We start from the raw sequence: 24876 nt of genomic DNA, 5'->3' as shown, positions 1-24876 counted from the left end.
TTCATCATGACACGTAAAATCGAAAGCAAAATTGTCGCGTATAAAGTAAAAAGCAAAGATGCGATTCAAGAAGCGCCTGTGCAGGCTGTTCCAGAAGCACCGAAGCTTGAAACCATGCATGAAGAAATGCCGCGCCCAGAGAAACTGCTTGGCACGACATACAAACTCAAAACGCCTGAGCACGTTTCAGAGCACTCTCTGTTCATTACCATCAATGATGTTGTATTGAATGAAGGCACTGACCACGAGCTGCGTCGCCCATTTGAAATCTTCATCAACAGCAAGAGCCTTGAGCACTACCAGTGGATCGTTGCGCTGACCCGTATCATCTCTGCGGTGTTCCGCAAAGGCGGCGATTGCACATTCTTGGTGGAAGAGCTTCGTTCCGTGTTCGATCCGAAAGGCGGCTACTGGAATAAAGGGAAATACGTGCCTTCATTGATTGCTGAAATCGGCAACGTGATTGAACAACACCTGATGGAAATCGGCATGCTGAAAAACCCAGAAATGGATGAGCATCAGAAAGCCTTTCTTGAAGCAAAGCGTGCAGAAAACGCAGCGAAAGAAGACGTGAAGGAAGAAGAGCCTGTAAACACGGGTTTCCCACCAAGCGCAACCCTTTGCTACAAGTGCCACAACAAGGCAGTGATCGTTAAAGACGGTTGCCAAACATGTCTAAACTGCGGTGATTCAAAGTGCGGTTAATGCGCAATTAATACACGCTGAAAAAGGGCTTCCTAGGAAGTCCTTTTTTCTAGGTTTTCTTTATTGTTCAAAATTTTAGAACGATACCCCCAGATTTTTCCGCTTTTTCTTACTCTGCCAACCCTTTATATTTTGCTGCACTGATGGACAAATCGTTCATTTTTTTGTGGAGCAACACATGGCAAGTTTACTGGTTCTTAAATCAAGCATCCTTGGCGACAACTCTTCCTCTTCAGCACTGATTGATGAGTTAGTGAATAATCTGAGTAATACAACCTCGATCATTGAACGCGATTTAGCGGCACATCCAGTGCCTGTGCTCGATCATGACATCATGATGGGCTTGCGTGGTTCAGAGGATCTCAATGAAGGCCAAAAACTCGCTTTGGCATTTTCCGACCAATTGATCACAGAGATTCAAGCCAGCAATACCCTTGTTATTGCAGCACCTATGTATAACTTCAGTGTGCCCACTCAATTAAAGAATTGGATCGACCTTATTGCGCGTGCAGGTGTGACTTTCGCCTACACAGAGCAAGGTCCTAAAGGTTTACTCACCGATAAAAAAGCCATTGTTGTCACCACCCGTGGTGGCATTCATAAAGACACGCCAAATGACCACATCGTGGGTTACATGAAGACAGTGTTAGGTTTTATTGGAATTTCGGATGTCGAATTTGTTTATTGCGAAGGCCTCGCCATGGGAGCTGAGACTGCAGAAACATCAATGGAAAGTGCACGTCGCACCCTATTGTCCTTGGTTTAGACAAGGGAAAGTTGCCAACACCCACAGCGTACGGGAGTGATCTCGCGCGCTGTGGGCTTTTGCGTTTGGCTCTTCGGAGCCTTTTTTTATTCTTCTAGGTTCGAGGTTCGAGGTTCGAGGTTCGAGGTTCGAGGTTCGAGGTTCGAGGTTCGAGGTTCGAGGTTCGAGGTTCGAGGTTCGAGGTTCGGCAGTATGCTATGTGATGACATACGTCATTCAAGACCTGTTACCTTCTTCTCGGCACCTTTCTCGTTTCTCGTATTCTCGTATTCTCGTTTCTAGCAATCTCATCTCTCGAATCTCGCAATCTCATCTCTAGCAATTCACGTTTTGTTATCTCGGGTCTTCGCCCTCAAAACTCAACCTGAACATACAAGGTGTTGTAGTTACTCCCACCTTTTATCCGTCCAAACTGACTCGCTTTTTCGAAGATGGCGGAACGGTGATGAATCGAGTAGCCAAACCACGCGCGGTCGAGCGCACGAACATTAAAGAGATCACCCAGATTGACGTCTAACGACAGGTCGATGTAATTCAAGAGATTGCTTGGCTCATACCCCTTTTCGTCCAACTCGGTTTGTTCGATGTAGGTAATGTTGTTCACATAAGACAAGCCTTCCGCAACACCGATGCGCCATTTCATCGGCCAATCCACTTCATAGAAAGCTTTAATCGCCATAACGAACTCAGAGGAAGATGCTTGAACCTCAGAGTTCCAATGCCACACCACGCCCGGCGTCAGGTAAATATCAAGCGGGACACCGAACAAAGAATCTGTAAGCGGATGACCGTAGAACAACGAAGTGAGCTGGTTGTTGAACGGATCTTTCTCGCTATCACCCGCGATGATGTCACCGATGTTTGATGGCGTTGCCCATCCGTGCGCCAAGCGCCAGTATGGACGCGTTGAAAGCTCTCGCTCGCCGTGTCGGCGGTTATCATTGAAGAATCCAAAGCCTGCAAAGACTTCGCCTTGCCAATCCGCATCGATAGACGACGCATTGCGAACATTGCTGTCAAAGTACGTCGCGTAAGTAGCCCCAACGAGATAAAGGTTGGAATAAACGTGGTAGCGCCCTCTTACACCGACTTTGATGTCTGCGCCTGCACCCAAGCGTTCACCGCGATCACTGAATTCCGACAGCCCATAGTAGTAACTGTTGAAGTTGGCATCTTTATAGCGAACTGACGCCGTGGCATCCAAGAAGTAGTCATCGCTTTCAAACGTTTTCCCCAGGGTCGCGATACCATGAAAACGCTCACTTTTATCGGAAAGAAACTCGAGGTCGGAATACCAGCCATCGCCAAAATCACGCTTGAGTTGAAAGCCGTAATCCCCCGTGTCGCCGCCGATGTCGTTTTGCACATCACGTGGCAAGTCGATAAAGCGCATGCGCAGAATGGCATTGAGTCGCCACTCGTCTTTCTCCCAAAGACGAATCCCCCCTTCCGTGCCATTGATGAAGAACGCCTCATCTTGATAAAACATCATGGGCACAAAACTCGACACATAATCGCTGCCAGTGTCTTTGTAAGGGATGCCAGCGCTTCGCATGGTGGCGGCAATCCCCCAGTTTTCACTGCGTTTTGAACGCAAGGTTTCTACATCGGCATGTGCGTCTTCAGTAACGATAGCGTCTTGGGGTAAAGGTTCAGACGCAGCAAACGCCCCCATACTGGTAAAAATAGCGGCACTCGCGACGAAAGAAGGAAGCGTAAGGATGTTGCGTAAAACCATGACATTGTCTGCATTGATGAAAGTGACATCGATATAGTGTACGCGAACCTTGAGATTTTTCAGCGGAAAAAGGCATGAATACAGCGGCTTAGAACGGAGGATAAGATCCATTGCGCCACGCTCCCTGCTTGGCGCTCGCCCACCAGCGCAGGCTATGTGCCCGCGTGGCAGGCTCAAAGAGAAACGAGCAGAGAGAAAGGCACAGACTTACGGTAGCGACTGCACCCCTTTCTCTCCTCAGTCAAAGCATCGACACGACTTGCGAATCCTAGTGCTCTCTTGCCGTGAGCACGAAGAGATCGACATGGCCTTGGTGGCGAGGATTAAGCGGCCGAATCGGGTTTGCGTTATGCCACACGGCGTGATCATCAAGCAAAGCCACATCGCCATCGTTCATCGCGAGTGAGAAAAACGGGCGCTCCGTTTTGTCTTTGTAGACAAGAATCTCGCCGCCCTGCACGTTCTCCCTGTGGATTGCCGCAATGGCGATATGATCAAAGCCATCTTGGTGGATCCCTTCAGGCGACACTGGCGTGATGTCATCAAGAGTGATCACCCGCATCTGGTGAATCTCAATGTCTTGTTCATCATCCAGCTCATTGTTGTCTTTGAACAATTGACACAGCTCAAACAAGCCCTGGGAATGAATCACGTCTGAGGTCAGCTCTTCGAAGTTGCGTACCACACCACCTTGATGATGATTGATGTCTTGGGATTGCATAAAGGTATGGTGTTGCATTTGATGTACGTCGCCATCTTGGCAGCGCACAACCGAGTAGCGTCTGAGTCGGTATTGCCCATCTGCATAAGGGGTAGTAGGCAGAGCGGCAAAACTTGGTTCTAATTCCCTAACAGCATGGTCGCTGATATGACATAGCTGCATGAGGTAATCTGGATGATACATGTTACGTCCTCCATCATTTCCGTGAATCGGTTCGATTTGGTAAATCGACACCGATGACAACCCTTACATTCAGTTAAAACCAAGGCAACAAATTTGCCAAACCTGTAAAGTCATATTAATCACCCAAAGGTTAATATTTGAACATATATTCCACAACAGAGCGCCTCAGCAGTGTCTTGTTTCAAATAATTTGAAGTTCACCAAATACACCAAATCACTTTGAGAGGTAGCGCGCTTTCATCGGGAATCTGTTCAGCTAACATTCAATTTCCAACGCTAGGATAGAGTTGTGGACGCTCTCCAAGCCAGATAAGAGGAACTTTAATGGGAAGAATGTTTAAGGCGTTGATCATCGTACCAATCCTTGTGATTCGCGTTCCGGCTCACGCAGAAGGTATTGATTTTCAAGAATGTAAATCTAGCGAGTGCATTTCATACCAACAGCCCGTAACAACGAAAACCGACACCCTTTCCGACTTGTATTCCATTCCATCATTCCGTGCGGTTGACGTACGTCAGCCACACCAATCCCTAGAATCACTTTACGATGTAGCCCCAAGCGCACAGCAAGAATTGGAAGACCTGGCCAATCAAATTGCTGACCATGTGGATGGCACCGTTTACTCCGCAGGCATCAAAGGCGAAGCCCGCGCGAAGCAAAAGGTAGAAGGCGAATTAGGCGGTGATGCCTCTCAGCTTACCGATATCGTTCGTGTCACTGTCGAGGTTAACTCAGTCGATGCATTGACCGCGGCATATGCCGAACTGGCAGCATCAACACAAACCAAAGAAGTGATTAACCGTTTCCATACACCTCGCCCTTCTGGCTACCGCGATTTGAAAGTGCTTGTTGCACTACCAGAAACACACATGGTTGCCGAAGTTCAGCTGCATTTGAAGAAAATCGCGGACATCAAGAACGGGCAGGAACATGAAATTTATCGCGAAATCCAAAAGATAGAACGCACAGCAACCCTTGAGAAACGCGAACTGAGTGAGCATGAATTTGCGAAAATCAATCGCTTGCGTCAAAGCTCTCGTGCCTTGTATGACCAAGCATGGCAGACATACCAACCACTGAGCGTGGCCGTGTAATTGCGTCAGTAATGACGGTAACAGGAAAATTCAACCCCAAATAAAAGGGCAGCTTATTGAAAAGCCGCCCTTTTTAGTTCGGTTGCAATGTGAATCGTGTCGCCGATCAAATGCGCGTGTTAGGCATCACACCGAAAGGGCGTGATCAACACTTCCTTCCCTTGAATATCTACAAACGACTGCGGAGGCACTGTTGTCCATCCTTCGCGTTTCTCATCAAACGGCTCTGAAGCAAGCACAACGCCCCCTTCCGTTTCTTTGTAGAACAATGTCGGCGGCTTCCCTGAGGTTGCGTAACGAAGCCCCCAGAATTGCTTACCATCACTGAGGCACAGTGATGCCTTAAACGGCTCTTTGATGTTTCGCGCACGCATTTCAGCTTCAATGTCATCAATCACGCTGCAAAGTGCATCGCGCGGAGAATCGAGAAGCCCTTTTTGAAGCAGGAGAAGGAAAATCAGTTCGCTGTCCGTCGAGCCTCGACGCTTGAGGTAGAATGATTCATCAAGCTGACGCTCCATGTTATAGCGAAGAGATTCAAACTCGGGAATTTGGCCGTTGTGCATAAACAGCCAATTATCAACATTGAAAGGATGGCAATTCTCGCGCGAGGTGTTTGTCCCTGTGGAAGCCCTTACGTGCGCCATGAATCGATGAGATAACGTATGCTCCGCGATGGATTTCAAGTTGCCATCAGACCATGCAGGCATCACCTCGTGATACACAGCAGGCGTCGGCAATAACCCATACCATGCTAGTCCAAAACCGTCCGCATTCACCGCCGTCACCGCTTTGGTCGCTTCCATACTTTGCATAACCAATGAATGAGCAGGTTGAAGCAACATTTCATCTAAAAAACACGGCGTTCCCTGATACGCCAACCATCTGCACATTCCTTTGCCCTCTTTAACTACCGTACTATCAGTATGACGTAACTTTCGGTAATTGCCGTGCTACTGACCAAAGAAGGCGTAATATTTTCATTGTGTTAGCCGGGATGACCGTCTAATCGCGGCTTCCAAAGCATGGGACCAAAGATTATGACAAACAAGGTAAACGCAATTCCCCAGCCTATTGCCGCAATGCTTACAGACAAAATCAGGTGCTGAGGCCACATAATCGGGCCGATAACGCGCACCAGCGTCGCAGCAATCAGCGAAATGTAAGCCAAGTGAAATGAAGGGCCTTTGTAGATTTCTCGTCCCGTGTGTCCCATGGTGACACGCGCAATCATTGCCAGTACCACGCCTGCCAAGGTGCCCATGGCAAACATATGCAGCATTGTATGTGATGCCCAGGTGTTACCTAACAGGAATGCTTTGGCGATCAATCCCACTGGCAAAGCCAGATAGAACACATGCAGTGACCACACCAAAGGCTCAGAGAACGTTTTCAATCCCTGCCAGCGATACAAACGCACAAGTTGAGCGCTACCCGCGACAAGCAATAGGGCCATTTCAAGGGCATCAGACACCATGGGAAAGAAACTGATGATCGCCAGCAACAGCAGAGGGAAGATGGCACAGATATCCAACCACCAAATGGGCGTGGGCGGATCTAGCTGAAAACGTTTTGCAGTAAAGAAGGGAATAACGCGACCACCCATGATGGATATCAGCATCATGAACCACCAAATCATCGCCTGCCAAAGCACACTGGCTGGAAACGGGGGCATGCCTTTGACGGTTGCATAACTCGCCAAGTTCGCGATGACAGCAACCAGTAACATAGGAATGAAAAACAGGTTTCGCCATTTCTTGGTGATCACAACGCGATAACCCACTTCCCACCCCGACACGAGAAGAAAAGCCGCATCAACAATGGCAATCACTGACAGCGGTGTGTTTGTCCAAAATAGCACTCGTGCTAATAACCACAGCCCAACAATAACCGCAAGGCGGAAACCACTCGTCCCTTTAACCCCTGTCCACGTTTGTACGGCAGTCAGCAAGAATCCCGCGACCACGGCCATCGCGACCCCAAACAGCATTTCATGCGCATGCCACCAAATCGGCGGAACGTTCAGCGGCGACGCCTGCCCTGACGTGAACAACCACACCCAAACACTCACGGTAAATACCGCATAGCTCGCGGCCAGAAAGAAGAAAGGTCTGAACCCCAAGCGAAGGATGGGGGGAATACGATCTTCTTTTGCTTTATCGACAATGTTAATCATCTTGACGCCTGCTGAGGTTTGGATTTCATAAGATGCATTATAGTTACATGTTTAAAGAAAAGGTAGTACTGATTTCATATTGCGAGATGCGAGATGCGAGATGCGAGATGCGAGATGCGAGATGCGAGATGCGAGATGCGAGATGCGAGATGCGAGATGCGAGAAAAGCATAAGCGCAAAAGAGACACAAGCAACGAGAAGAGAGTGCAAAGAGATAGAAAAAAGAGAAGCTGGATGTACCAGCTTCTCTTTGGGGTTAGCGAGAATCTCGTGATGGCCTACTGGCCTGCTTTCGGATCCAGCGCATCTTGTAGTGCATCACCCAAGAAGTTAAATGCCATCACGGTAAGTAGAATCGCCACGCCCGGGTATATCGCCAGCCCTGGAGACTGCCAAATCACCTCTTGTGCATTTTGCAGCATGTTTCCCCATGACGGCATGGGCGGTTGAATGCCAAGACCGAGGAAGGACAATGCGCTTTCTAGCAGTATCACGCCACCCAACGCCATGGTGGTCGCGATGATCACGGGAGACAATACATTCGGCAATACATGTCGGCGAATAATGCGCCACGGTGATGCGCCATAGCCAATCGCGGCTTTCACGTAATCACGTTCACGCACTGACAAGGTCCCTGAGCGCACCAAGCGCGCCGTGGTTGGCCAGCCGAATAACGCAACAATCACGATAATACGAATGAAGCTGGCATTTTCACCCTGTGCCCAGCTTTCAGGTAATCCCAGCTTGCTGAGATCCACCGCTGCCAGCACGATCATCAAAGGCAAGGTCGGCAGCGACAGCGTGAAATCAGCAATACGCATGAGTACCGCATCTAACTTACCGCCAAAATATCCTGCAAACACGCCCACCAGCGTGCCCAGAACCGCCGTCGCCAGCGCCGCAACCGCGCCAACCGCCAGTGAAACCTGCCCCCCATAGAGCAATCGCAAGAACACATCACGGCCAAGTTCATCCGCCCCTAACCAATGTGTACCGCTGACAGGTTCAAAACGCGTCATGAAATCCACTTCGAACGGATCATGTCCGAACCAGTCCGCTAACAAGGGCGCACTGAAGCACAGTAACGTAAGCAGAAAAACAAACACCGCTGAGATCAAACCGGCTTTGTGTTGGCAGAAGCGATGCCAAACCAGCATCCACGGCGATGAAGCTTTTCGTTTGATTGCCGCATTCGGTGCAGCATCCATCATAGGTTGTGTCATGCGGATGCTCCTTTTGTCAGGCTAATGCGCGGATCGAGCTTGGCGTATGCAATGTCTGTCAACAAGTTTCCGAGTAATGCAGTGAACGTGATAACCATCAAGCCCAGCAAGGCCAAGTTGTAATCATTGCCCATGATGGCATCGAATATCAGCTTACCCATGCCCGGCCATGCAAAGATGGTTTCAGTGATTAACGCGCCGGAAAGCATGAAGCCAATATCCAGTGCAATGATCGTGACCAGCGGGATCATGGCATTTCGCAACGCATGGGCGAAAATTACGCGGGTTTTAGACGCCCCTTTTGCGATGGCTGTGCGAATGTAATCTTGGCGCATCACTTCCAGCATGGTGCCTCGCACATACCGAGAATGGCTGGCAACGTTCAACACTGTCAGAGAGATGACCGGCAACACCAAATGTTTTGCTTGCACCCAAAAACCGCCACCTTCCGCTTCCCCTGTGCCACCCGCAGGTAACCAACCTAAGGTCACGGAGAACACCAGAATCAACATCAAGGCCAACCAGAACGCTGGGGTAGAAAAACCAACAAACGCCGTGAAACTGATGATGTAATCCACCCATGTGCGGTGTTTAAGCGCCGCAAACACACCCACAGGAATCGCGATAAGCAGTGACAATACAGTGGCAATGCCCACCAGTTTCACGGTGTTCCATACCGCAGGAATCAACACATCTTCAGCAGGTTGCAAATACAAACGAGAATAGCCGAAATCACCTTGAAGTGCGCCCAACAACCAATGCCAATAACGCTCAACCAGCGGCTTATCTAACCCTTGCAGCGCTTTCAAACGCGCCACGTCTTCCGCTGTCATGTTGGGATCCGATGTCAGCATCAGATCGATGGGGTCTCCGGGCATAAGACCAATCAAGGCATAAGAGACAAAAGACACAAAGAACAGAACCAACAGGCTCTGGAACACCCGACTCAATACATACTGCGTCATACCATGGCTTCCTTGCTATGGGGCTTTTTTAGGTCAATCACCGCTCCTGGGTAATGACAGGCCACAATGTGTTTATCGTCGCCATCAAACGTTTGAGGCGATGGTGCGATGGTTTTGCAGGTCTCGGTGGCGTTGGCACAACGTGGATGAAATGCACAGCCACTCGGCGGGTTGATTGGACTCGGAACGTCACCCTGTAACGCGAGCCCTCGTTGACGCTTGCCCTTCCCCACTTCGGGTACGGCGGCCAACAAGGCACGGCTATACGGGTGTGCAGGGTTAGCAAAGAACGCATCGCGCGGCGCTTGTTCGACGATTTGGCCGAGGTACATCACGACGATGGTATCCGCCAGATAGTCAACCACCGCTAAGTCATGGCTGATAAAGAAAAACGATAAATTGCGCTCTCGTTTAAGTTCGGCAAACAGATTCAGCACCTGACTTTGCACAGACACATCCAGTGCAGACAAGGGCTCATCCGCCACAATCAGTGCTGGATCGAGCACCAAAGCGCGGGCGATACAAATACGCTGTCGCTGCCCGCCAGAAAATTCATGCGGATAACGATCCAGTGCGTCTTCGCTTAGCCCGACCGATTCCAACGTCTCAAGCACTTTCGCACGACGCGATGCTTTATCGCCGATGCCATAAACATCTAATGGCTCACCAACGAGTTCAGAAATCGGCAGCCTAGGATTGAGCGCAGAATAAGGGTCTTGAAACACCAGGCCGAGTTTACGACGAAGATCTTTCAGTGCTTGCCCTTTTAGCCCTGCTGTCGCGATACCCGCGAGTTCTACGTCGCCTTCAATTGGCGATTCCAACAGCGCCACCATGCGCCCAAGGGTCGATTTTCCACACCCTGATTCGCCAACAATGGCAACGGTTTCGCCTTCTTCTAAGGTTAACGAAATATCGTTCACCGCTTTCAGTTCTTGTGCAGGTTTACCAAACCACCCTTTTTGACCGACAGGATAGCGCTGACAAACCTTATTCAGTGTTAATAGTGTCATGGGCGCTCCTTATAGGTGATGACAAGCCACAGCGTGAATGTCATTCAACGCGACGGTCTCAGGCATCATCGCCACACAGGTTGGCGAGGCCTTGCTACAGCGGTCAGCAAACGGGCAACCACTGCCGCGCTGGTCGAGCGGCGGTACTGCACCGGGAATGGCGGGAAGCACATCCCGCGCGCCGCCGATGCGTGGCAAGGTCGCCAGTAAGCCTTGGGTGTATGGGTGTTGAGGGTTCGCAAACAGCTCTTCAGACGTGGCTTGTTCCACCACTCGCCCCGCATACATCACAATGACACGTTCAGCGAGTTGAGAAACAACGCCTAAGTTGTGGCTAATAAACTGCACGGCGGTGCCAGTGCTATCACGAAGTTCTTCTAGCAGATCGAGCACTTGGGCTTGAACCGTTACGTCCAACGCAGTGGTTGGTTCATCTGCAATGATGAGTTCAGGTTCACAGGCCAGCGCCATGGCAATCATCACACGCTGGCGCATGCCGCCAGATAACTCATGCGGGAATGCTTTAGCACGGCGCACGGGATCGGGAATATGTACCCGCTCAAGCATTTCAACGGCACGTTCTGCCGCTTCAGCTTTGTTGCTGCCGCGGTGAAGCTCGAACATTTCTGCGATTTGATCGCCCACAGTGACAACAGGATTGAGCGCCGTCATGGGCTCTTGAAAGATCATCGCGATGCCTTCACCGCGGACTTTCATCCAATCAGCATCGCCGTTTTCTAGCAGGTTCTTGCCACGAAACACCACCTCGCCAGTGGCTTTCATGACATTCGGCTGAAGCCCCATCAGCGTCAGCGCAGCAAGGCTTTTTCCACAACCTGATTCACCCACGACGCCAAGAATTTCGCCTTTATCAATATGAAAGCTGACATCGTTAACCGCAGGGTAGCCTTTGTAGGCTACCCGCAGACGACGCACATCTAATATCGTCTGATCCATTTACGGCTCCTATTTGGTGGTCGTCCACTCTTCAACCCAGTTGGTTGATGCAAACATGTGCCCTGTTGGGGTGACGCCTTCCAACCATTTCGGCATCACAAAACTGTCGGCTCGGAAGTACAGCGGCAAGGCAGGCAAGTCTTCAGCATAGATCTTCTGAATTTCAAAGAAGATCGCCTTGCGTTTTTCGTCGTCCAGTTCGGCTTCAACACGTTCTAGCAGCGCATCCATTTCTGGGTTTTGATAGCCAATGTAGTTTTGTCCTGACCAGCCGTTGTCTTCAGTTGGAATGCTCTTTGAGTGCAAGATGGTGCGCGGTGGGTTTTCAGGGGCTGAATACCACGCGAACATGGCCAAGCCTTTGTGCTTACGTTGAGTCAAGGTATCGCCGAAATACACACGCGCAGGCTGATTGTTTATCGACACTTTCACGCCAATCTTTTTCCATTGTGACTGCAAGACTTGCTGCACTAGTTCACGCGTTTTATTGCCTGCCGTGGTCGCCAATTCAATGTGCAGTTCATTGCCATCGGCATCCACCATCACACCGTTTTTCTCGGTATAACCTGCCTGTGTCAGCAGCGCTTTGGCTTTCTTCGGGTTGTACTCATAACGTTTTACGTCTGGGTAAAAGCCAAGATCCCGCGGGCTGGTATTGGTATCAGCAACAGGCTGTTTTCCCGAAAACAACTTATCGACAAGCTGTTCGCGGTTCGCACCGTACAGTAAGGCTTGGCGCACTTCTTTCTTTGCCAAGTGCGGGTTGTTCATCGTGGTGTCTAGGTGCTCATAAAGCAGGCCAGGCTCGTAGTGCACATTGAACTTCTTGCCGTGGCGCTTTTCGATTTGCAGCACTTGGTCGAGAGACAAACCAATTTCACCCGGCAAGTAATCCACCGAGCCTGAAAGCAAATGTGCTTCTAGCGCTGACGTGTTTTCTACGGTTTTAAAGACCAGTTCATCAAAGGCAGGGGATTTACCTTTCCAATGCGGGTTACGTTGCGCTGTGATGAAGCTACCCGGACTGACTTTGTTCAGCACGTAAGGGCCGTAATACAAGCCGGCGTTGGTCGGGTCAGTGGCGTATTTGGTGGTTTTGCTGTAGTTCGTTGGGTCGTCGCGGTACAGCGCACCTTCAACGTGTTCTGGAAGCGGATCAGGAAAATAATCGGTGCGGTATTTGAAGCTGACTTTGTTCAGGTACACCTCAAAGGTTTTGTCATCAAGCAAAACCAGTTTCTCCATGGTTTTTGCTTCTTGGAGACCCGGATTACCCACGCGTTCGTCTTTTTGGATCTCATAGCCTAACTGAATGTCTTTCGTGGTCAGTGGCGTGCCATCTCCCCAGAACAAATCATCACGCACCGTCACGGTTAGCTTGATGCCTTCTGAGCCATCGTCACGGGTTACACGCTCTGCCAATCCATTTTCGAACGTCGGGATCTCTACACACACATTGCATTGCGGTTGCCAGTCTTTTCCGTAAATCACGGTTTTACGGTAAGCGGTATTCAGTACATAAGACGCAGCAACATTCGACACCAAAGTAGGATGAAGGCCTTCGGGGTATTGAGACATACCAATTTTAAGTGTGTCAGCATTTGCAGAAACGGAAGAGAAGGCAACTGGCGCTGTCATGGCCAATGCGAGAAGCGTTTTTTTCATACAGTCATGTCCTTTGTCAAAGCTGAGGGCAAATCCGTCACCCCATTGGATATCCCATCAACTGATCGCTCAGTTGCTAAGATACTGTGCGTGCAAAGGAGAATTCTTTAGCTCACCAAACAAATGCAGTGAAAAATTGCACGCAACAGACCAATGTTAAACATATGTTTCAATCATTGTCGAGCCAGCAATGTATACAATTCAATCAAACAGGAAGCACTGTCGCTGAAAAGCCCTGCCTCAGTCGCATTTCATCAAAACAGATAAAATATTTAGTTACGAATCATTATGTTACAGCACTAAACATTCAAATCTTTGAATGAAAAACCGACGAAAAAGACTATCTATGCCACTCTTCAACCCAATGTGTAGACGGGAACATATGTCCAGTTGGCGTGACACCCTTTAACCACAGCGGCAACACAAAGCTGTCGGCGCGAAAGTACAGAGGGAGTGCGGGAAGATCTTCTGCATAAATACGCTGAATATTGGCAAACAACGCCTCGCGTTTATCCGCATCAAGTTCCGTTTCTATTTCATCCAATAAGGCGTCCATGTCTGCGTTTTTATAACCCGCATAATTTTGACCACCCCAGTTGTTCGCTTCTGTTGGAATGTTTTCTGAGTGCAAGGTGGTTTCTGGGGGGCTTTCAGGCGCGGAATACCACGCAAACAAAGCTAACCCTTTGTGGTTGCGTTCTTTGAGTGTTTGACCAAAGAAAACCCGTGCTGGCTGGTTATTGATGCGGATGGTGATCCCCATTTTCTTCCATTGGGATTGCAGTACTTGCTGTACTAACTCTCGGGTTTTGTTGCCTGCGGTGGTCATGAGTTCAATCTGAACGGGCTTTCCGTCGGCATCCACCATGTCTTTTCCTTGCCAACGGTAACCCGCTTGCTGGAACAGTGCTTTGGCCTTTTCAGGGGCGTATTCATATTGGGTCACATCGTCTGAATAGCCGATGTCGCGAGGACTGGTGTCAGTATGTGCGACGATTTGCTTGCCCTCAAACAGTTGATTGACCAGTTGTTGGCGATTGATGCTGAGCAATAACCCTTGGCGAAAGGCTTTCTTGGCGAGGTGCGGATTCTCCAAGTTGACGTCAAGGTGCTCGTAGAGCAAACCCGGCTCATAGTGATATTGGTACTTCCCTTTCTGACGTTGTTCTAGGCGCAACACTTGGTCAAGCGTTAACCCGGATTCGCCTGCAATCATGTCCACGGACTTGGAAAGCAAATGCGCTTCAAGTGCTGCCGTATTCTCGACGGATTTGAACACCAGATTATCGAAAAACACCGCGTTGCCTTTCCAGTGTGGATTTGGCACCACTGACACAAAGCTGCCTGACGACATTCTGTCGATAAGATACGGGCCATTATATAAACCCGCCGTTAACGGTGATGTGGTATATAACGAGGTCTTGTCATAGTTCTCAGGGTCGCGGCGATATATCTCACCTTCGAGGTGTTCCGGCATGGCAGACGGCACAGCAGTGCGATAGTTGAAAATACGTTTATTCAAAATCACGTCAAAGCGCTTTTCATCAACGACCTCGATACGCTCGAGGGTTTGGTCCTCCTCATAACCAGGGTTCCCTTTCACACGTTTATCCGTCGAAATTTGGTAACCAAGAACGACATCCTTGGTGGTTACGGGCACCCCATCCCCCCAAAAAAGATGATCTTTGAGCGTAACAGATAATCGAATGCCTTCCCTGCCATCGTCCAACACGATTTTCTCAGCGAGTCCATTTTCAAATGTCGGCACGGTTTGACACAGATGACAGAGGGGTTGCCACTCTTTGCCATAGATCATCATGGGCCGCCAAACTGTCGACAACACGTAGCTACCTGCAACAGACGACCCAAGCAAAGGATGCAAACTGGTCGGGTATTGGCTAATGCCAATTTTGAGGGGCTTTTCTGGCTCGGTGGCGAGCGATGCAAATGAGGCAACAGACAAGAGGACTGCTAAAGCGGCGCACCGGGTAAAAAGATGTGTCATGTTAACGTCCTCTCTATTCAGTGACCGCGTCACTTATTGTGTTATTCACAAAGCATCAAAAAAGGCATACCTCAAACATAAAGGCATACCTTTCAATGTAGTGCACTTTCTTTCGATTTTTCTGACTGTTAGAAAAATGTCGCTAGCCCAAAACGTCATAACTTGCAGGTATCGATCCTTTTACGACAACACGATGCAACTTTCGTGGGGTATCTCCATAATCTGTTACCGCAAAATGCTGCGTGCAACGGTTATCCCAAATCGCAACGCTGCCTACTTCCCATTGGAAACGTACCTGAAACGCTTCACCGCGACTGTGTTCAAACAGCGCCGACAGTTCGGGCAACGCGTCGCCTTCATCATGCTTATCAATGAATCGGGTAAACTGCTCATTCACGTAAAGCGCAGGCTTTCCTGTTTCGGGGTGCTTAACCACCAGCGGGTGATGCACGGCGTTGATGTTTTTCGTGATGCCTTCAACACGGCTATTGCCGCTGTCATCTTCACTGTCAAACCGGCTGCCAGAAAAACCATGAACCGCGTGCGTTGCTGTCGCGTGAGTGATGGCGGCTTTCGTATGACGTGGTAATGCATCATACGCCGCTTCCATCGAGGCCCAGATGGTATCCCCGCCTTTATCAGGCAAATGTTGTGCTGACAGCACAGAGCATTTCGGTGGCGCGTCTTGCCACGTCATGTCGGTATGCCAAAAACTTTTACCTGGTGGATTCCCACGGGTTGTTTCAATCAGGCTGACTTGAGGAAAACCCTCGGCATGAGGAAAAAAAGGATGCGGGGCTTCTAACTCACCGAAACGCGCCGCTAACGCGAGCTGTGCCTTGGGTGATAAGAACTGGTCACGAAAGAAAATAACTTTGTGTTCTAGAAACGCGCGGTATATAAAAGCGAACTCTTTTTCGTCGCACTGGTTAAGATCGATCCCTTCAATTAACGCGCCGATGTGTTGTGATAACGGGGTAACGTGCATATTTCTTCCCTGAAACGTGGAATGTGCTGATGCGCTTCATCATCGAGCATAATGAGATAGTTGGGTTATAGACCTTTTCTTTGCCAATTCGATTGCAGCGACAGCATGAATTACACGACATGAAACACTGACGTTAAGTATGAAGCAACGACAACAATAAGATATTTTCATCGTCACAATAAAAACCTTTCGTTGAAGGCAATTGCAGAAGGGTTAAACTCATCCGCCCTCTCTGTATGCAGCACCATTGCCACGTGTTACTGACGTTGCATCTGCATATCAGAATTAAATTGACTCAATCTGCGTGAGAAAATGAAAGAAATTAAGATCTTATCATTGCTAAAAGCTAGCCTACTTTCGCTCGCAATTGTGTCGACGGGTTACAGTGCCTACAACGCATTACACGTTCAACAACTGATCGAAGACCTAAACGCTAGCTACGGTCGAATGTATACCTCGATTCGTCGTTTTGGTTCGTTTTACAACAATGCACCTTCAACAACGCTACGAAAAGGTATTTATGTTGATGACTCGGTGAGTACGTATGTTCACAGTGATGAGGCTGAAACCAAAGATCTCGCCGAAGGCATTCGACGCTTAAGAAAACGTTTACAAACATGTGCGCCTGAAAGCGTTTGGACGATTGCTGTCTTTGAAAATCCAAACACCTATGCGTTCTTTGACCCATTGCGAACGGGTTATGAGCAAGCCTTCAGCCAATACGACGAAAATGACGTGCTCGAAAACATCGTCAAGCGCGAGAAGCTGGATAACACCTATCAAGAGTTCTATGGGTGTAACATTCGCATGACCGATTCCTACGTGGAAGAAGGCACGCAAGAGCATCTGCGCACCATTTATTTCCCGATCCACAACAAACAATCATTAAGTGCACTGGTCGCTGTTGATATCAAAGAGTCTTACATTGATAAACGCATTGCGCGATACAACGACAGCAAATACACCAGTCTGACAAGCACCCCCGAATACAGTTTGTACACCAAAAAGGCTCTGTTCATCTGTTCTGAAAAAGACCCGGTGCACATTGGCGTGAACTACCTAAAAGTGCTTGAAGCGTCAGTCGCGCCTTCTTTGATCATCGCGTTTCTGTATCAGTTCAGCATCGGCCTGCTTCGCCGCCGTACGCGTTCGATCAGAAAAGATGAAATGACGAATTTTTTCCGACGTGATTATTACGAACCACGCCTGAAGAAAATGACACGCTTTGCCATGCTCATTGTCGATATCGATCACTTCAAAGAGATCAACGACACGCACGGTCACAATAAAGGCGATGAAATCATTTCAGAGTGCGCCAAACGCATCCTGACGCAAATACGCACTGAAGACATTGCGATTCGATGGGGTGGCGATGAATTCTTTATCTTGTTTAATAACATGACGCATTGCCAACTGGGTGTGAAAGCCGAGACCATTCGAAAAGCTGTCGCGCAAGAATCCATTGCCGGTCTGGCAATTACGTTATCAATCGGTGGCGTATTTGTGCGTGATACCACCTTTGCTAAGGCATACAAAAGTGCAGATAAAGCGCTGTACGAATCTAAACGTCGTGGCCGCAACCGCTCAACGATGGCGGATCAATAAGCGCAACGGATAAAAAACCCATGCCGACAAAAGCATGGGTTCTGACACTCGTGATTGTGTTGAAGAAGACCCTAGAGGACCTTTCCCGCGGCTTTAACGGCTTTCTCAATGGCTTTCACCGCTTTCGCCACCTTCTTAAACAGCTTTTCAATTTTCTGAATATCTCGCTTCGCCTCATCAGCCAAACCCGCTAACGATTCGACTTCCTCAAGCGCCGCTTTTACGTCTTCGTCTTGGTGATTAAGTTCGGCAAAAATCACGTCTTCTAGCTGCCGATACAGCGCCAGCCTGTCTATTCGAATTTGCGCACGCTGCGCGTCGGTCTCCGCAATCAGCAATAACTTGTTGAGGTCATTAATTGCATTGACTAAGTTTTCACGAATCGTCGCCATTGTCGCTCCTCAACTTCGGGTTATTTACACGTCAACACGTTATCAACGCGCGTCACACCATCCGTGCACTTCTCAATCAGCTTATTCAGCGAACGGTAACTGCCATGCGCATACTTCAACTGCCCCACTGCGTTCATGATGGTGTCCTTGTTGATGTCATCTTCCGCGAACGCCGTTGCCATGGTGTTGTGCGTTGATTTTATTTCTTTCAGTGCGTTGATGGTCACCAGAGATCGCGCTTCAAAGGCATCCATTTCTTTCGATTTTTGATAGATAGATGTCACGAGATCTCGGCGCATTTGGTAAGACGTATCAGGGTCTTTCGCAACCTTCCGATAATTCAACACCATGTCATTAATCTCACTTTCATTGGCAATGCGATAAAGCACGACGACACCGCCGTTTTCCAATGCGGACACCATTTCGCCGATCAACAAAGACACGCTCTCATCCGCTTGAATAATGATTTCACGTAGCGCTTTGTCTTTTTCCCGATTGAGATAAGACGTACCCAGTGTGGAAATGAATGCCGTCACCTCCGAGCCGTACTTTTCATAATCGCCCAGCGATTTGCCTGTGTATTCGCTGTATTGCTCTGACATGCCCTTTATTGACCAAAGCATTTGCGAGGACGCGAGCTTTATATCGTCTTCATTCACTGCGTTCGCAAGGCTGTTGAGCGAAGCGGCATACTTGCGTAGCGCGTCTGCCGACTTGTAAAGCGTGAGGGCATTGGCACGCTTTCTGTCTTCAAACGGTGAAGAGATCAAAGTGATGGTTTCAGGTTCCAACTTAGCGGCCTGAGCGCCTTGGTAGGTTGCAGCCACAGAATGCAATTGATGCTCAACGGACACGGTCGAAAACTCGGAGAAATAGGCCGTCATGTCGGAAGAGACGCTTTCTGTTGTGGTGGCAAATGAAGAATACGCATCGAGCGATGGCGCGCTTGAACAGCCAAAGAGAGTAAACACCGCGACGGGGAGCAATACGATCTGTCGGTACATAATCAGTCCTTCTACACACGCGAAAAAGTGACGGCGCATGACAACTACAGAATGAGAACGAAAGGGTTTCATTAAGAATAAGAAAATCCACGGGTTTCATTGTCTTACTTTCAACACGGGCTCATGCTTCTGTACCCGCTATTTTCATCCTGTTTTAGCCGAGATTTGTCACGCAATTTGCGGTAACATCCTTCTGTCTATCAATCCCTTGGATAACACAGTGGCAAACGGCAGCGAATCTACATTTTTCTTCTTCGACTATGAAACCTTTGGCGTTAGCCCTGCTCTCGACAGACCTTGTCAGTTTGCAGGCGTAAGAACCGACCAAGATTTCAATATCATTGGCGAACCTTTGGTTATCTATTGTCAGCCACCCAATGATTATTTGCCAAATCCCGAAGCCTGCTTAATTACTGGCATCACGCCACAAACAGCAGTGAGCCGTGGCCTGCCAGAGCCTGAATTTATTGCGAAGATCCACGAGCAATTGGCCATGCCAGGCACCTGTGCAGTGGGTTACAACAACATCCGTTTTGATGATGAAGTCTCACGCTACACCTTGTACCGCAACTTCTTCGACCCGTATGGCTGGAGTTGGCAAAACGGCAACTCACGCTGGGATTTGCTGGATGCAATGCGCGCTTGCTATGCCCTTCGCCCTGATGGGATTGAATGGCCTGAGAATGATGAGGGCTTCACCAGCTTTAAGCTGGAACATTTGTCTGTCGCGAACGGCATTGAACACGCCAATGCGCACGATGCAATGGCTGACGTGATCGCCACCATCGAAATGGCGAAGAAGCTCAAATCCGCGCAACCAAGGCTGTTTGATTACCTGTATACCTACCGTAACAAGAACAAACTCACGCCGCTGATAGACGTTGTGTCGATGAAGCCGCTTGTGCATGTTTCAGGCATGTTTGGGACGGAACGCGGAAACACCAGCTGGATTGTGCCTATTGCATGGCACCCAGATAACAAGAATGCGGTTATCGCTGTGGATTTGGGTCGTGACCCATCGCCGCTGTTTGATCTCGATACAGACGCCCTTAGAGAGCGTTTGTACACGCGCCATGCTGATCTTGCACCGGACGAACTGCCCGCGCCAATCAAACTGATCCACATAAATAAGTGCCCTGTCCTTGCGGAAGCCAAAACCCTTCGCCCTGAAGATGCAGAGCGCTTAGGCATTGATAGGCAGCAATGTTTGGAAAACTTGAAGAAGTTACAAGCAAGGCCTGATGTGCGCGAGAAACTGATTGCACTTTATGCGGACAAACCCGAGTACGAGCGCGCACGCAATGTTGATACTGCACTTTACGACGGCTTCTTCTCACCCTCCGATCGCTCAACCATGGACATTATTCGCCAAACCAAACCTGAAAACTTGGCGGGGCTGGATATCCAAGTGGCAGATGCGCGCATTAAACCCTTGCTGTTCCGTTACCGTGCCCGTCACTATCCAAACACATTGACGGATGCAGAACAGAAACAGTGGCATTTGCATCGTCGTGATTTTTTCGAAACCCATTTACCGGGTTACATGGCTAACCTCGAAGCGTTGGCAGAAGAGCATCAAAATGATGCGAAAAAAATGACGATACTCAAGTCGGTCTATCATTACGTCGAATCCCTTGTGTCCTAGCATTTTTCTTTAAAAACGACGAGTTACCGTCCGACGTACCTTTAAAAAACCGTGTAAAATCGGCTGTGTTACATTTGATATTTCGTGAATTGCGTCCACACTTTTGTATAAGGCAATTGCAGTATGGATGAAGAAATGGTCACAAAGGTAAACAGCCGATGCTATCGGTTCCCAGAGGTTGATTTCGAGCCAGAGAGTCGCTCGTTATATTGGAGAGATAGCGCGGTAACAACGCTGACATACGAAGAATGCCGTCTGCTTGAAATGCTGTGCTACCATGCCGGCGAGGTGATCTCTGCACGTGTTTTGTACACGGCGACGTCCCTTCCCGACTCATCGTTCTCTCAGCATCAAAATACCTTGTGCTCATTGCTCTCAAAGTCCTACCACCAAGGCCATAAAGTGTTGCCCCTTGATGTGGTCGGTGATCATGGTTATCGCATCTCATTGCCTCAGAAAACGTATCAGCGCGAAGCCGAACCTGTGCCAGACCCCTCGACGCCCGATGTGCTTGATATTTATATCGACGAACCCATGCTCGAACAGCCTGCAAAAGCATCCTACATGCCAAGAATAGTGGTAAGCGCCATCGCTGCACTCACGCTATCGATTGGTGCTTATCTGTACATGATCTAGTACAACGATCTCTACGTCATACCACGCGAACGCTGTTTCTCGTTACTTTAACGGAAGCAGTGTTTTCATTTTTACGAAGACCAACCTTTAAAGGTTTTCTGGTTGATGTCGTCCATTTGGCTTAAAATGGTGGGGTTCTTGTCACCGTTAGGTCTTCGTCGTGAAATATGTTTTGGGTTTTGCGCTTATCGCGTTTTTTTACTTCCTTGGTAACTTTCTTGCCCAACTTATTCCACTCCCGATACCCAGCAGCATCATCAGCATGCTATTGCTGTTTCTTAGCCTCACCACGGGGATAGTGCCTGCAAGATGGGTGAAAGATGCCTGTACCTTGCTCATCACCTTCATGCCGCTTTTCTTTATTCCAGCCAGTATGGGGCTGATGGATCACTTTGATCTTTTGTTCTCCCAGTCTTTGCCTTTACTTGGCTCAACCCTCGTCAGTTCCCTTATCGTCTTGATCGTGATGGCGAAAGTGATCGATAAACACCAAGGGGAGAGCAAGTAATGTGGTTTATCGCGACCATCGTGGTCTATCTCATCGCACGTAAGATTGCCCTGAAAGTGAACCACCCTCTTTGCAATCCGTTGCTACTCAGCTTGATGGTGCTCATGCCTGCTGTGTTTTACACGGGCAATACTTACCACACCTACTTTGCCGAAAACCAACCTATTCATCTGATGCTGGGGCCTGCGGTTATCGCGCTGGCTTATCCACTGTATGAGCAGTTACATTTGATCAGACGCCATTGGCGCATCATTTTGATGGCGTGTGCCTGCGCCAGTATCGCTTCCATGATCATCGGCACCACGTTTGCGTTGCTTGTCGGAGGGAATGCGCAAATCGCAGCGTCGGTTCTGCCAAAATCCATTTCGACCCCTTTCGCTTTAAGCACAGCAGAGCAAATTGGCGGCATACCTGCTGTTTCGGCAGCTTTGGTTGTTGTGGCAGGGTTATTTGGTGCACTCATCGGCTATCCGTTGTTGAATGTGCTGAAGATCAAATCACCGTTGGCACGCGGGTTATCCATTGGCGCGGTATCTCACGCTATTGGTACAGCAAAAGCCGCGGAATCGAATTACCAAGAAGGCGCGATTAGCTCGTTAGCCTTGGTGATCTGCGGCATTTTCACGGCATTACTGGCACCTTTGGTTTTCCACCTCATGATGATTGCATTGGATTTCATCACGAAGTAGTGCCAGATCAAATGCAATCGTGAACATGTGATGTCACTCCAATCAGTGCAATTACAACATGCGTTGCAATATTTAAGTGACACTGATCACATTAACATTCTGCAATTGTCTACTACAATAGTCGCCCATAAGACAACACACGGAGCCGACATGCGAGCCAGTGTTTTAGAAGCAATTCATGCTTTGCCTGCACCTCTTAACGAGGCGATGTTAGAAATTGCCAATGCCCCGCAATTTGATGCGACCATCAGTGCTGATGCGTTTGATTCTCTGAAAAGCCTAAGCGGTTTATCCGATGCGGATCTGCGCGTTGCCTTGTTACCCATTGCTGCCGCCTATTCCATTGCACCTATTTCAAAGTTCTACGTCGGTGCCATTGCGCGTGGCAATTCTGGTCGTTTGTACTTTGGTGCCAACATGGAGTTTGAAGGCGTTCAACTCAACCAATCTGTACACGCGGAACAATCAGCGATCAGCCATGCGTGGATTAAGGGTGAAACGTCCCTCAAAGACATCACCATTAACTACAGCCCATGCGGTCACTGTCGTCAGTTTATGAATGAACTGAATGGCGCTGAACATCTCGAAGTGCAATTGCCACAACGTGAAGCACAATCACTTCACAGCTATTTGCCAGAGCCTTTCGGCCCGTCAGATTTAGGTATCAATGAACCACTGCTTGCAACGAAAAGCCATGGCCTTTCTGCGGATGACACCTGCCCAATGACCAATGCGGCGATCCTTGCCGCAAACATGAGCCATGCGCCTTACACCAATAACTTCTGTGGTGTTGCCATCCGTGATAAAAGCGGCCAAGTCTTCTCAGGCATGTACGCAGAGAATGCTGCATTCAACCCGAGTTTGCCGCCGCTTCAAGTGGCATTGATTGCCATGAACCTTGCGGATGTGGCACAAAAAGAGATCGAAGAAGTGATGCTGGTTGAGAATGCAAACAGCAGCATCAGTTACCTGCAAGACACGCAAGGCATGATAGAAGCGCTAAACCCAGATATTCCTCTGAGTTATTTAGCCATCTAGTCCATAGCTTGATGGAATAAGCATCAAGATTGCAGCAAAACGCCGGAGATCTCCGGCGTTTTCGTTATTAACACTTTCCCTTCGCAAAATATTCGCTACTATCACCGTCACTTATCCAAATTTAGACATACGCATGAGCCAACCACATAACCCCATTCTCGGCGCGACTTGGATGCTAACCGCTGGTATCTGCTTTGCCATGGTGAACAGCATTGCACAGTACGTCAGCTTCAAAATGCAGCTTCCTTCAACGACGGTTGCCTTTATCCAATATTTCATCGCATTGGTGGTCATGGTGCCATGGCTGAGAAGCATGGGCATCCGAAACGCGTTGAATACAGAACACTTAGGCATGCACTGCTTACGTGTGTTTTTCTCCGTGATTGGCATTCAGCTTTGGCTTTGGGCGCTTGCCTACCCCGTTCCAATTTGGCAAGGCATAGCCCTGCTTATGACTTCCCCTTTATTCGCCACCATTGGTTCAGGATTGTTCCTCGGTGAGCGTGTCGGGCCTGCGCGATGGTTTGCGACCATCAGTGGTTTTGTTGGGGCCATGATCATTTTGGAACCTTGGGGGGATAACTTTAGCTGGGCGACCTTGTTGCCAGTTGGTGCGGCATTCTTTTGGGCGACCTACTCATTGATGGTGAAGAAGCTGTCCCATCACGACAGCCCAACCACCATGGTGGTTTACCTTCTGCTACTGATCACCCCTTTCAACATACTGCTTGCCGTCCCTGACTGGACAATGCCAACAGGCAACCTCGTATGGGGCATGCTGATTGGAGCAGGGCTTTTCACGGCATTGGCTCAGTGGGCAATCGCTAAAGCCTATGCGGTTGCAGACGCTTCCTTCGTGCAGCCTTTTGACCACGCCAAACTGCCATTGAACGTACTCTTTGGTTTCCTTGTGTTTGGCTGGGTACCACCAGGGCGACTCTGGTTAGGTGCCGCCATCATTATTGGTGCAGTGTTCTTCATCACTCACTGGGAAACGCGAAAACCTAAAAACGCACAATGATCATCAAGCCGCCTTCATGGCGGCTTTTTCTTCCCCTTTTCGCTTCACTTTCATCCTTGATGAATTCATCCGCCCATTGCTTTCTTTTTAATCAAATCAGAAGCATAACTGCACATTGGCTAACACAAGTCACAATAG

The 24876-nt window shown here is 49.0% G+C and carries 23 protein-coding genes; 10 read left to right on the top strand and 13 right to left on the bottom strand.

Annotation, left to right across the window (positions count from 1 at the left end; all coding sequences use genetic code 11):
* The first annotated feature begins 6 nt into the window (after positions 1 to 6).
* Both EQP46_RS05250 and EQP46_RS05245 read left to right on the top strand, forming a co-directional pair.
* Positions 7 to 705: a TSCPD domain-containing protein gene (locus tag EQP46_RS05250; RefSeq protein ID WP_129492646.1), complete on the top strand. Its 699-nt coding sequence runs from the start codon at positions 7 to 9 to the stop codon at positions 703 to 705.
* Positions 706 to 883: 178 nt separating this feature from the next.
* Positions 884 to 1471 (top strand): FMN-dependent NADH-azoreductase, encoded by a 588-nt coding sequence (locus EQP46_RS05245; RefSeq protein WP_129492645.1) that lies wholly within the window; start codon positions 884 to 886, stop codon positions 1469 to 1471.
* Between the two features lie 352 nt (positions 1472 to 1823).
* On the opposite strand, the gene EQP46_RS05240 is transcribed toward EQP46_RS05245, so the two are convergent.
* Positions 1824 to 3209 carry a MipA/OmpV family protein gene (locus tag EQP46_RS05240; protein ID WP_129492935.1) on the bottom strand — a complete coding sequence of 462 codons (1386 nt, stop codon included), beginning with the start codon at positions 3207 to 3209 and terminating at the stop codon, positions 1824 to 1826.
* Positions 3210 to 3477: 268 nt separating this feature from the next.
* Complete coding sequence (locus EQP46_RS05235) at positions 3478 to 4113, bottom strand: 2OG-Fe dioxygenase family protein (protein WP_129492644.1); 636 nt, start codon at positions 4111 to 4113, stop codon at positions 3478 to 3480.
* Between the two features lie 324 nt (positions 4114 to 4437).
* Here EQP46_RS05235 and EQP46_RS05230 point away from each other — a divergent pair, with 324 nt between their 5' ends.
* Positions 4438 to 5208 (top strand): nucleotidyltransferase family protein, encoded by a 771-nt coding sequence (locus EQP46_RS05230; RefSeq protein ID WP_129492643.1) that lies wholly within the window; start codon positions 4438 to 4440, stop codon positions 5206 to 5208.
* A 119-nt stretch (positions 5209 to 5327) separates the two neighbouring features.
* Here EQP46_RS05230 and EQP46_RS05225 read toward each other — a convergent pair whose 3' ends face one another.
* The 9 genes from EQP46_RS05225 to EQP46_RS05185 all read right to left on the bottom strand — a co-directional run bounded on the left by EQP46_RS05225 (position 5328) and on the right by EQP46_RS05185 (position 16200).
* Entirely contained in the window at positions 5328 to 6101 is a 774-nt protein-coding gene (locus EQP46_RS05225) for a class II glutamine amidotransferase (RefSeq protein ID WP_240671661.1), read from the bottom strand.
* A gap of 95 nt (positions 6102 to 6196) precedes the next feature.
* Positions 6197 to 7384 carry an NnrS family protein gene (locus EQP46_RS05220; protein ID WP_129492642.1) on the bottom strand — a complete coding sequence of 396 codons (1188 nt, stop codon included), beginning with the start codon at positions 7382 to 7384 and terminating at the stop codon, positions 6197 to 6199.
* A gap of 278 nt (positions 7385 to 7662) precedes the next feature.
* Positions 7663 to 8607 (bottom strand): ABC transporter permease, encoded by a 945-nt coding sequence (locus EQP46_RS05215; RefSeq protein ID WP_129492641.1) that lies wholly within the window; start codon positions 8605 to 8607, stop codon positions 7663 to 7665.
* The gene (locus EQP46_RS05210; protein WP_129492640.1) at positions 8604 to 9572 is read right to left on the bottom strand and encodes an ABC transporter permease; all 969 of its coding nucleotides are present in this window, start codon (positions 9570 to 9572) and stop codon (positions 8604 to 8606) included. Before EQP46_RS05210 ends, EQP46_RS05215 begins: the two co-directional genes overlap by 4 nt.
* Complete coding sequence (locus EQP46_RS05205) at positions 9569 to 10585, bottom strand: ABC transporter ATP-binding protein (protein ID WP_129492639.1); 1017 nt, start codon at positions 10583 to 10585, stop codon at positions 9569 to 9571. Before EQP46_RS05205 ends, EQP46_RS05210 begins: the two co-directional genes overlap by 4 nt.
* Before the next feature lie 9 nt (positions 10586 to 10594).
* Positions 10595 to 11542 carry an ABC transporter ATP-binding protein gene (locus EQP46_RS05200; RefSeq protein WP_129492638.1) on the bottom strand — a complete coding sequence of 316 codons (948 nt, stop codon included), beginning with the start codon at positions 11540 to 11542 and terminating at the stop codon, positions 10595 to 10597.
* Between the two features lie 9 nt (positions 11543 to 11551).
* A complete protein-coding gene (locus EQP46_RS05195) occupies positions 11552 to 13207 on the bottom strand; it encodes a peptide ABC transporter substrate-binding protein (RefSeq protein ID WP_129492637.1) in 1656 nt (551 codons plus the stop codon).
* Positions 13208 to 13547: 340 nt separating this feature from the next.
* Positions 13548 to 15023 (bottom strand): peptide ABC transporter substrate-binding protein, encoded by a 1476-nt coding sequence (locus tag EQP46_RS05190; protein ID WP_129492933.1) that lies wholly within the window; start codon positions 15021 to 15023, stop codon positions 13548 to 13550.
* Between the two features lie 331 nt (positions 15024 to 15354).
* Positions 15355 to 16200: a TauD/TfdA dioxygenase family protein gene (locus EQP46_RS05185; protein WP_129492636.1), complete on the bottom strand. Its 846-nt coding sequence runs from the start codon at positions 16198 to 16200 to the stop codon at positions 15355 to 15357.
* A 312-nt stretch (positions 16201 to 16512) separates the two neighbouring features.
* Here EQP46_RS05185 and EQP46_RS05180 point away from each other — a divergent pair, with 312 nt between their 5' ends.
* Positions 16513 to 17805, top strand: coding sequence for a GGDEF domain-containing protein (locus EQP46_RS05180; protein WP_129492635.1), 1293 nt, complete (start codon positions 16513 to 16515; stop codon positions 17803 to 17805).
* Between the two features lie 71 nt (positions 17806 to 17876).
* Here the strand turns inward: EQP46_RS05180 and EQP46_RS05175 are convergent, their stop codons facing one another.
* A complete protein-coding gene (locus tag EQP46_RS05175) occupies positions 17877 to 18197 on the bottom strand; it encodes a hypothetical protein (RefSeq protein WP_129492634.1) in 321 nt (106 codons plus the stop codon).
* Positions 18198 to 18217: 20 nt separating this feature from the next.
* Positions 18218 to 19201, bottom strand: a complete 984-nt coding sequence (locus EQP46_RS05170) for a hypothetical protein (RefSeq protein ID WP_129492633.1) — start codon at positions 19199 to 19201, stop codon at positions 18218 to 18220.
* Between the two features lie 220 nt (positions 19202 to 19421).
* On the opposite strand from EQP46_RS05170, the gene sbcB reads away from it, so the two are divergent.
* The 6 genes from sbcB (at position 19422) to EQP46_RS05140 (ending at position 24738) form a co-directional block, all read left to right on the top strand.
* Positions 19422 to 20846, top strand: coding sequence for an exodeoxyribonuclease I (gene sbcB / locus EQP46_RS05165; RefSeq protein ID WP_129492632.1), 1425 nt, complete (start codon positions 19422 to 19424; stop codon positions 20844 to 20846).
* Between the two features lie 123 nt (positions 20847 to 20969).
* A complete protein-coding gene (locus EQP46_RS05160; protein ID WP_129492631.1) occupies positions 20970 to 21482 on the top strand; it encodes a hypothetical protein in 513 nt (170 codons plus the stop codon).
* A 160-nt stretch (positions 21483 to 21642) separates the two neighbouring features.
* Complete coding sequence (locus EQP46_RS05155; protein ID WP_129492630.1) at positions 21643 to 21990, top strand: CidA/LrgA family protein; 348 nt, start codon at positions 21643 to 21645, stop codon at positions 21988 to 21990.
* Positions 21990 to 22679, top strand: a complete 690-nt coding sequence (locus tag EQP46_RS05150) for an LrgB family protein (protein WP_129492629.1) — start codon at positions 21990 to 21992, stop codon at positions 22677 to 22679. The genes EQP46_RS05155 and EQP46_RS05150 overlap by 1 nt, the downstream gene beginning before the upstream one ends.
* A 150-nt stretch (positions 22680 to 22829) precedes the next feature.
* Positions 22830 to 23717, top strand: coding sequence for a cytidine deaminase (gene cdd, locus EQP46_RS05145; protein WP_129492628.1), 888 nt, complete (start codon positions 22830 to 22832; stop codon positions 23715 to 23717).
* 133 nt (positions 23718 to 23850) lie between these two features.
* Complete coding sequence (locus EQP46_RS05140) at positions 23851 to 24738, top strand: DMT family transporter (protein WP_129492627.1); 888 nt, start codon at positions 23851 to 23853, stop codon at positions 24736 to 24738.
* Positions 24739 to 24876 lie beyond the last annotated feature (138 nt).

The sequence above is a fragment of the Enterovibrio baiacu genome, from assembly GCF_004120195.1.
Lineage (GTDB): Bacteria > Pseudomonadota > Gammaproteobacteria > Enterobacterales > Vibrionaceae > Enterovibrio > Enterovibrio baiacui.
This window is presented reverse-complemented; position numbering and strand designations above follow the sequence as displayed.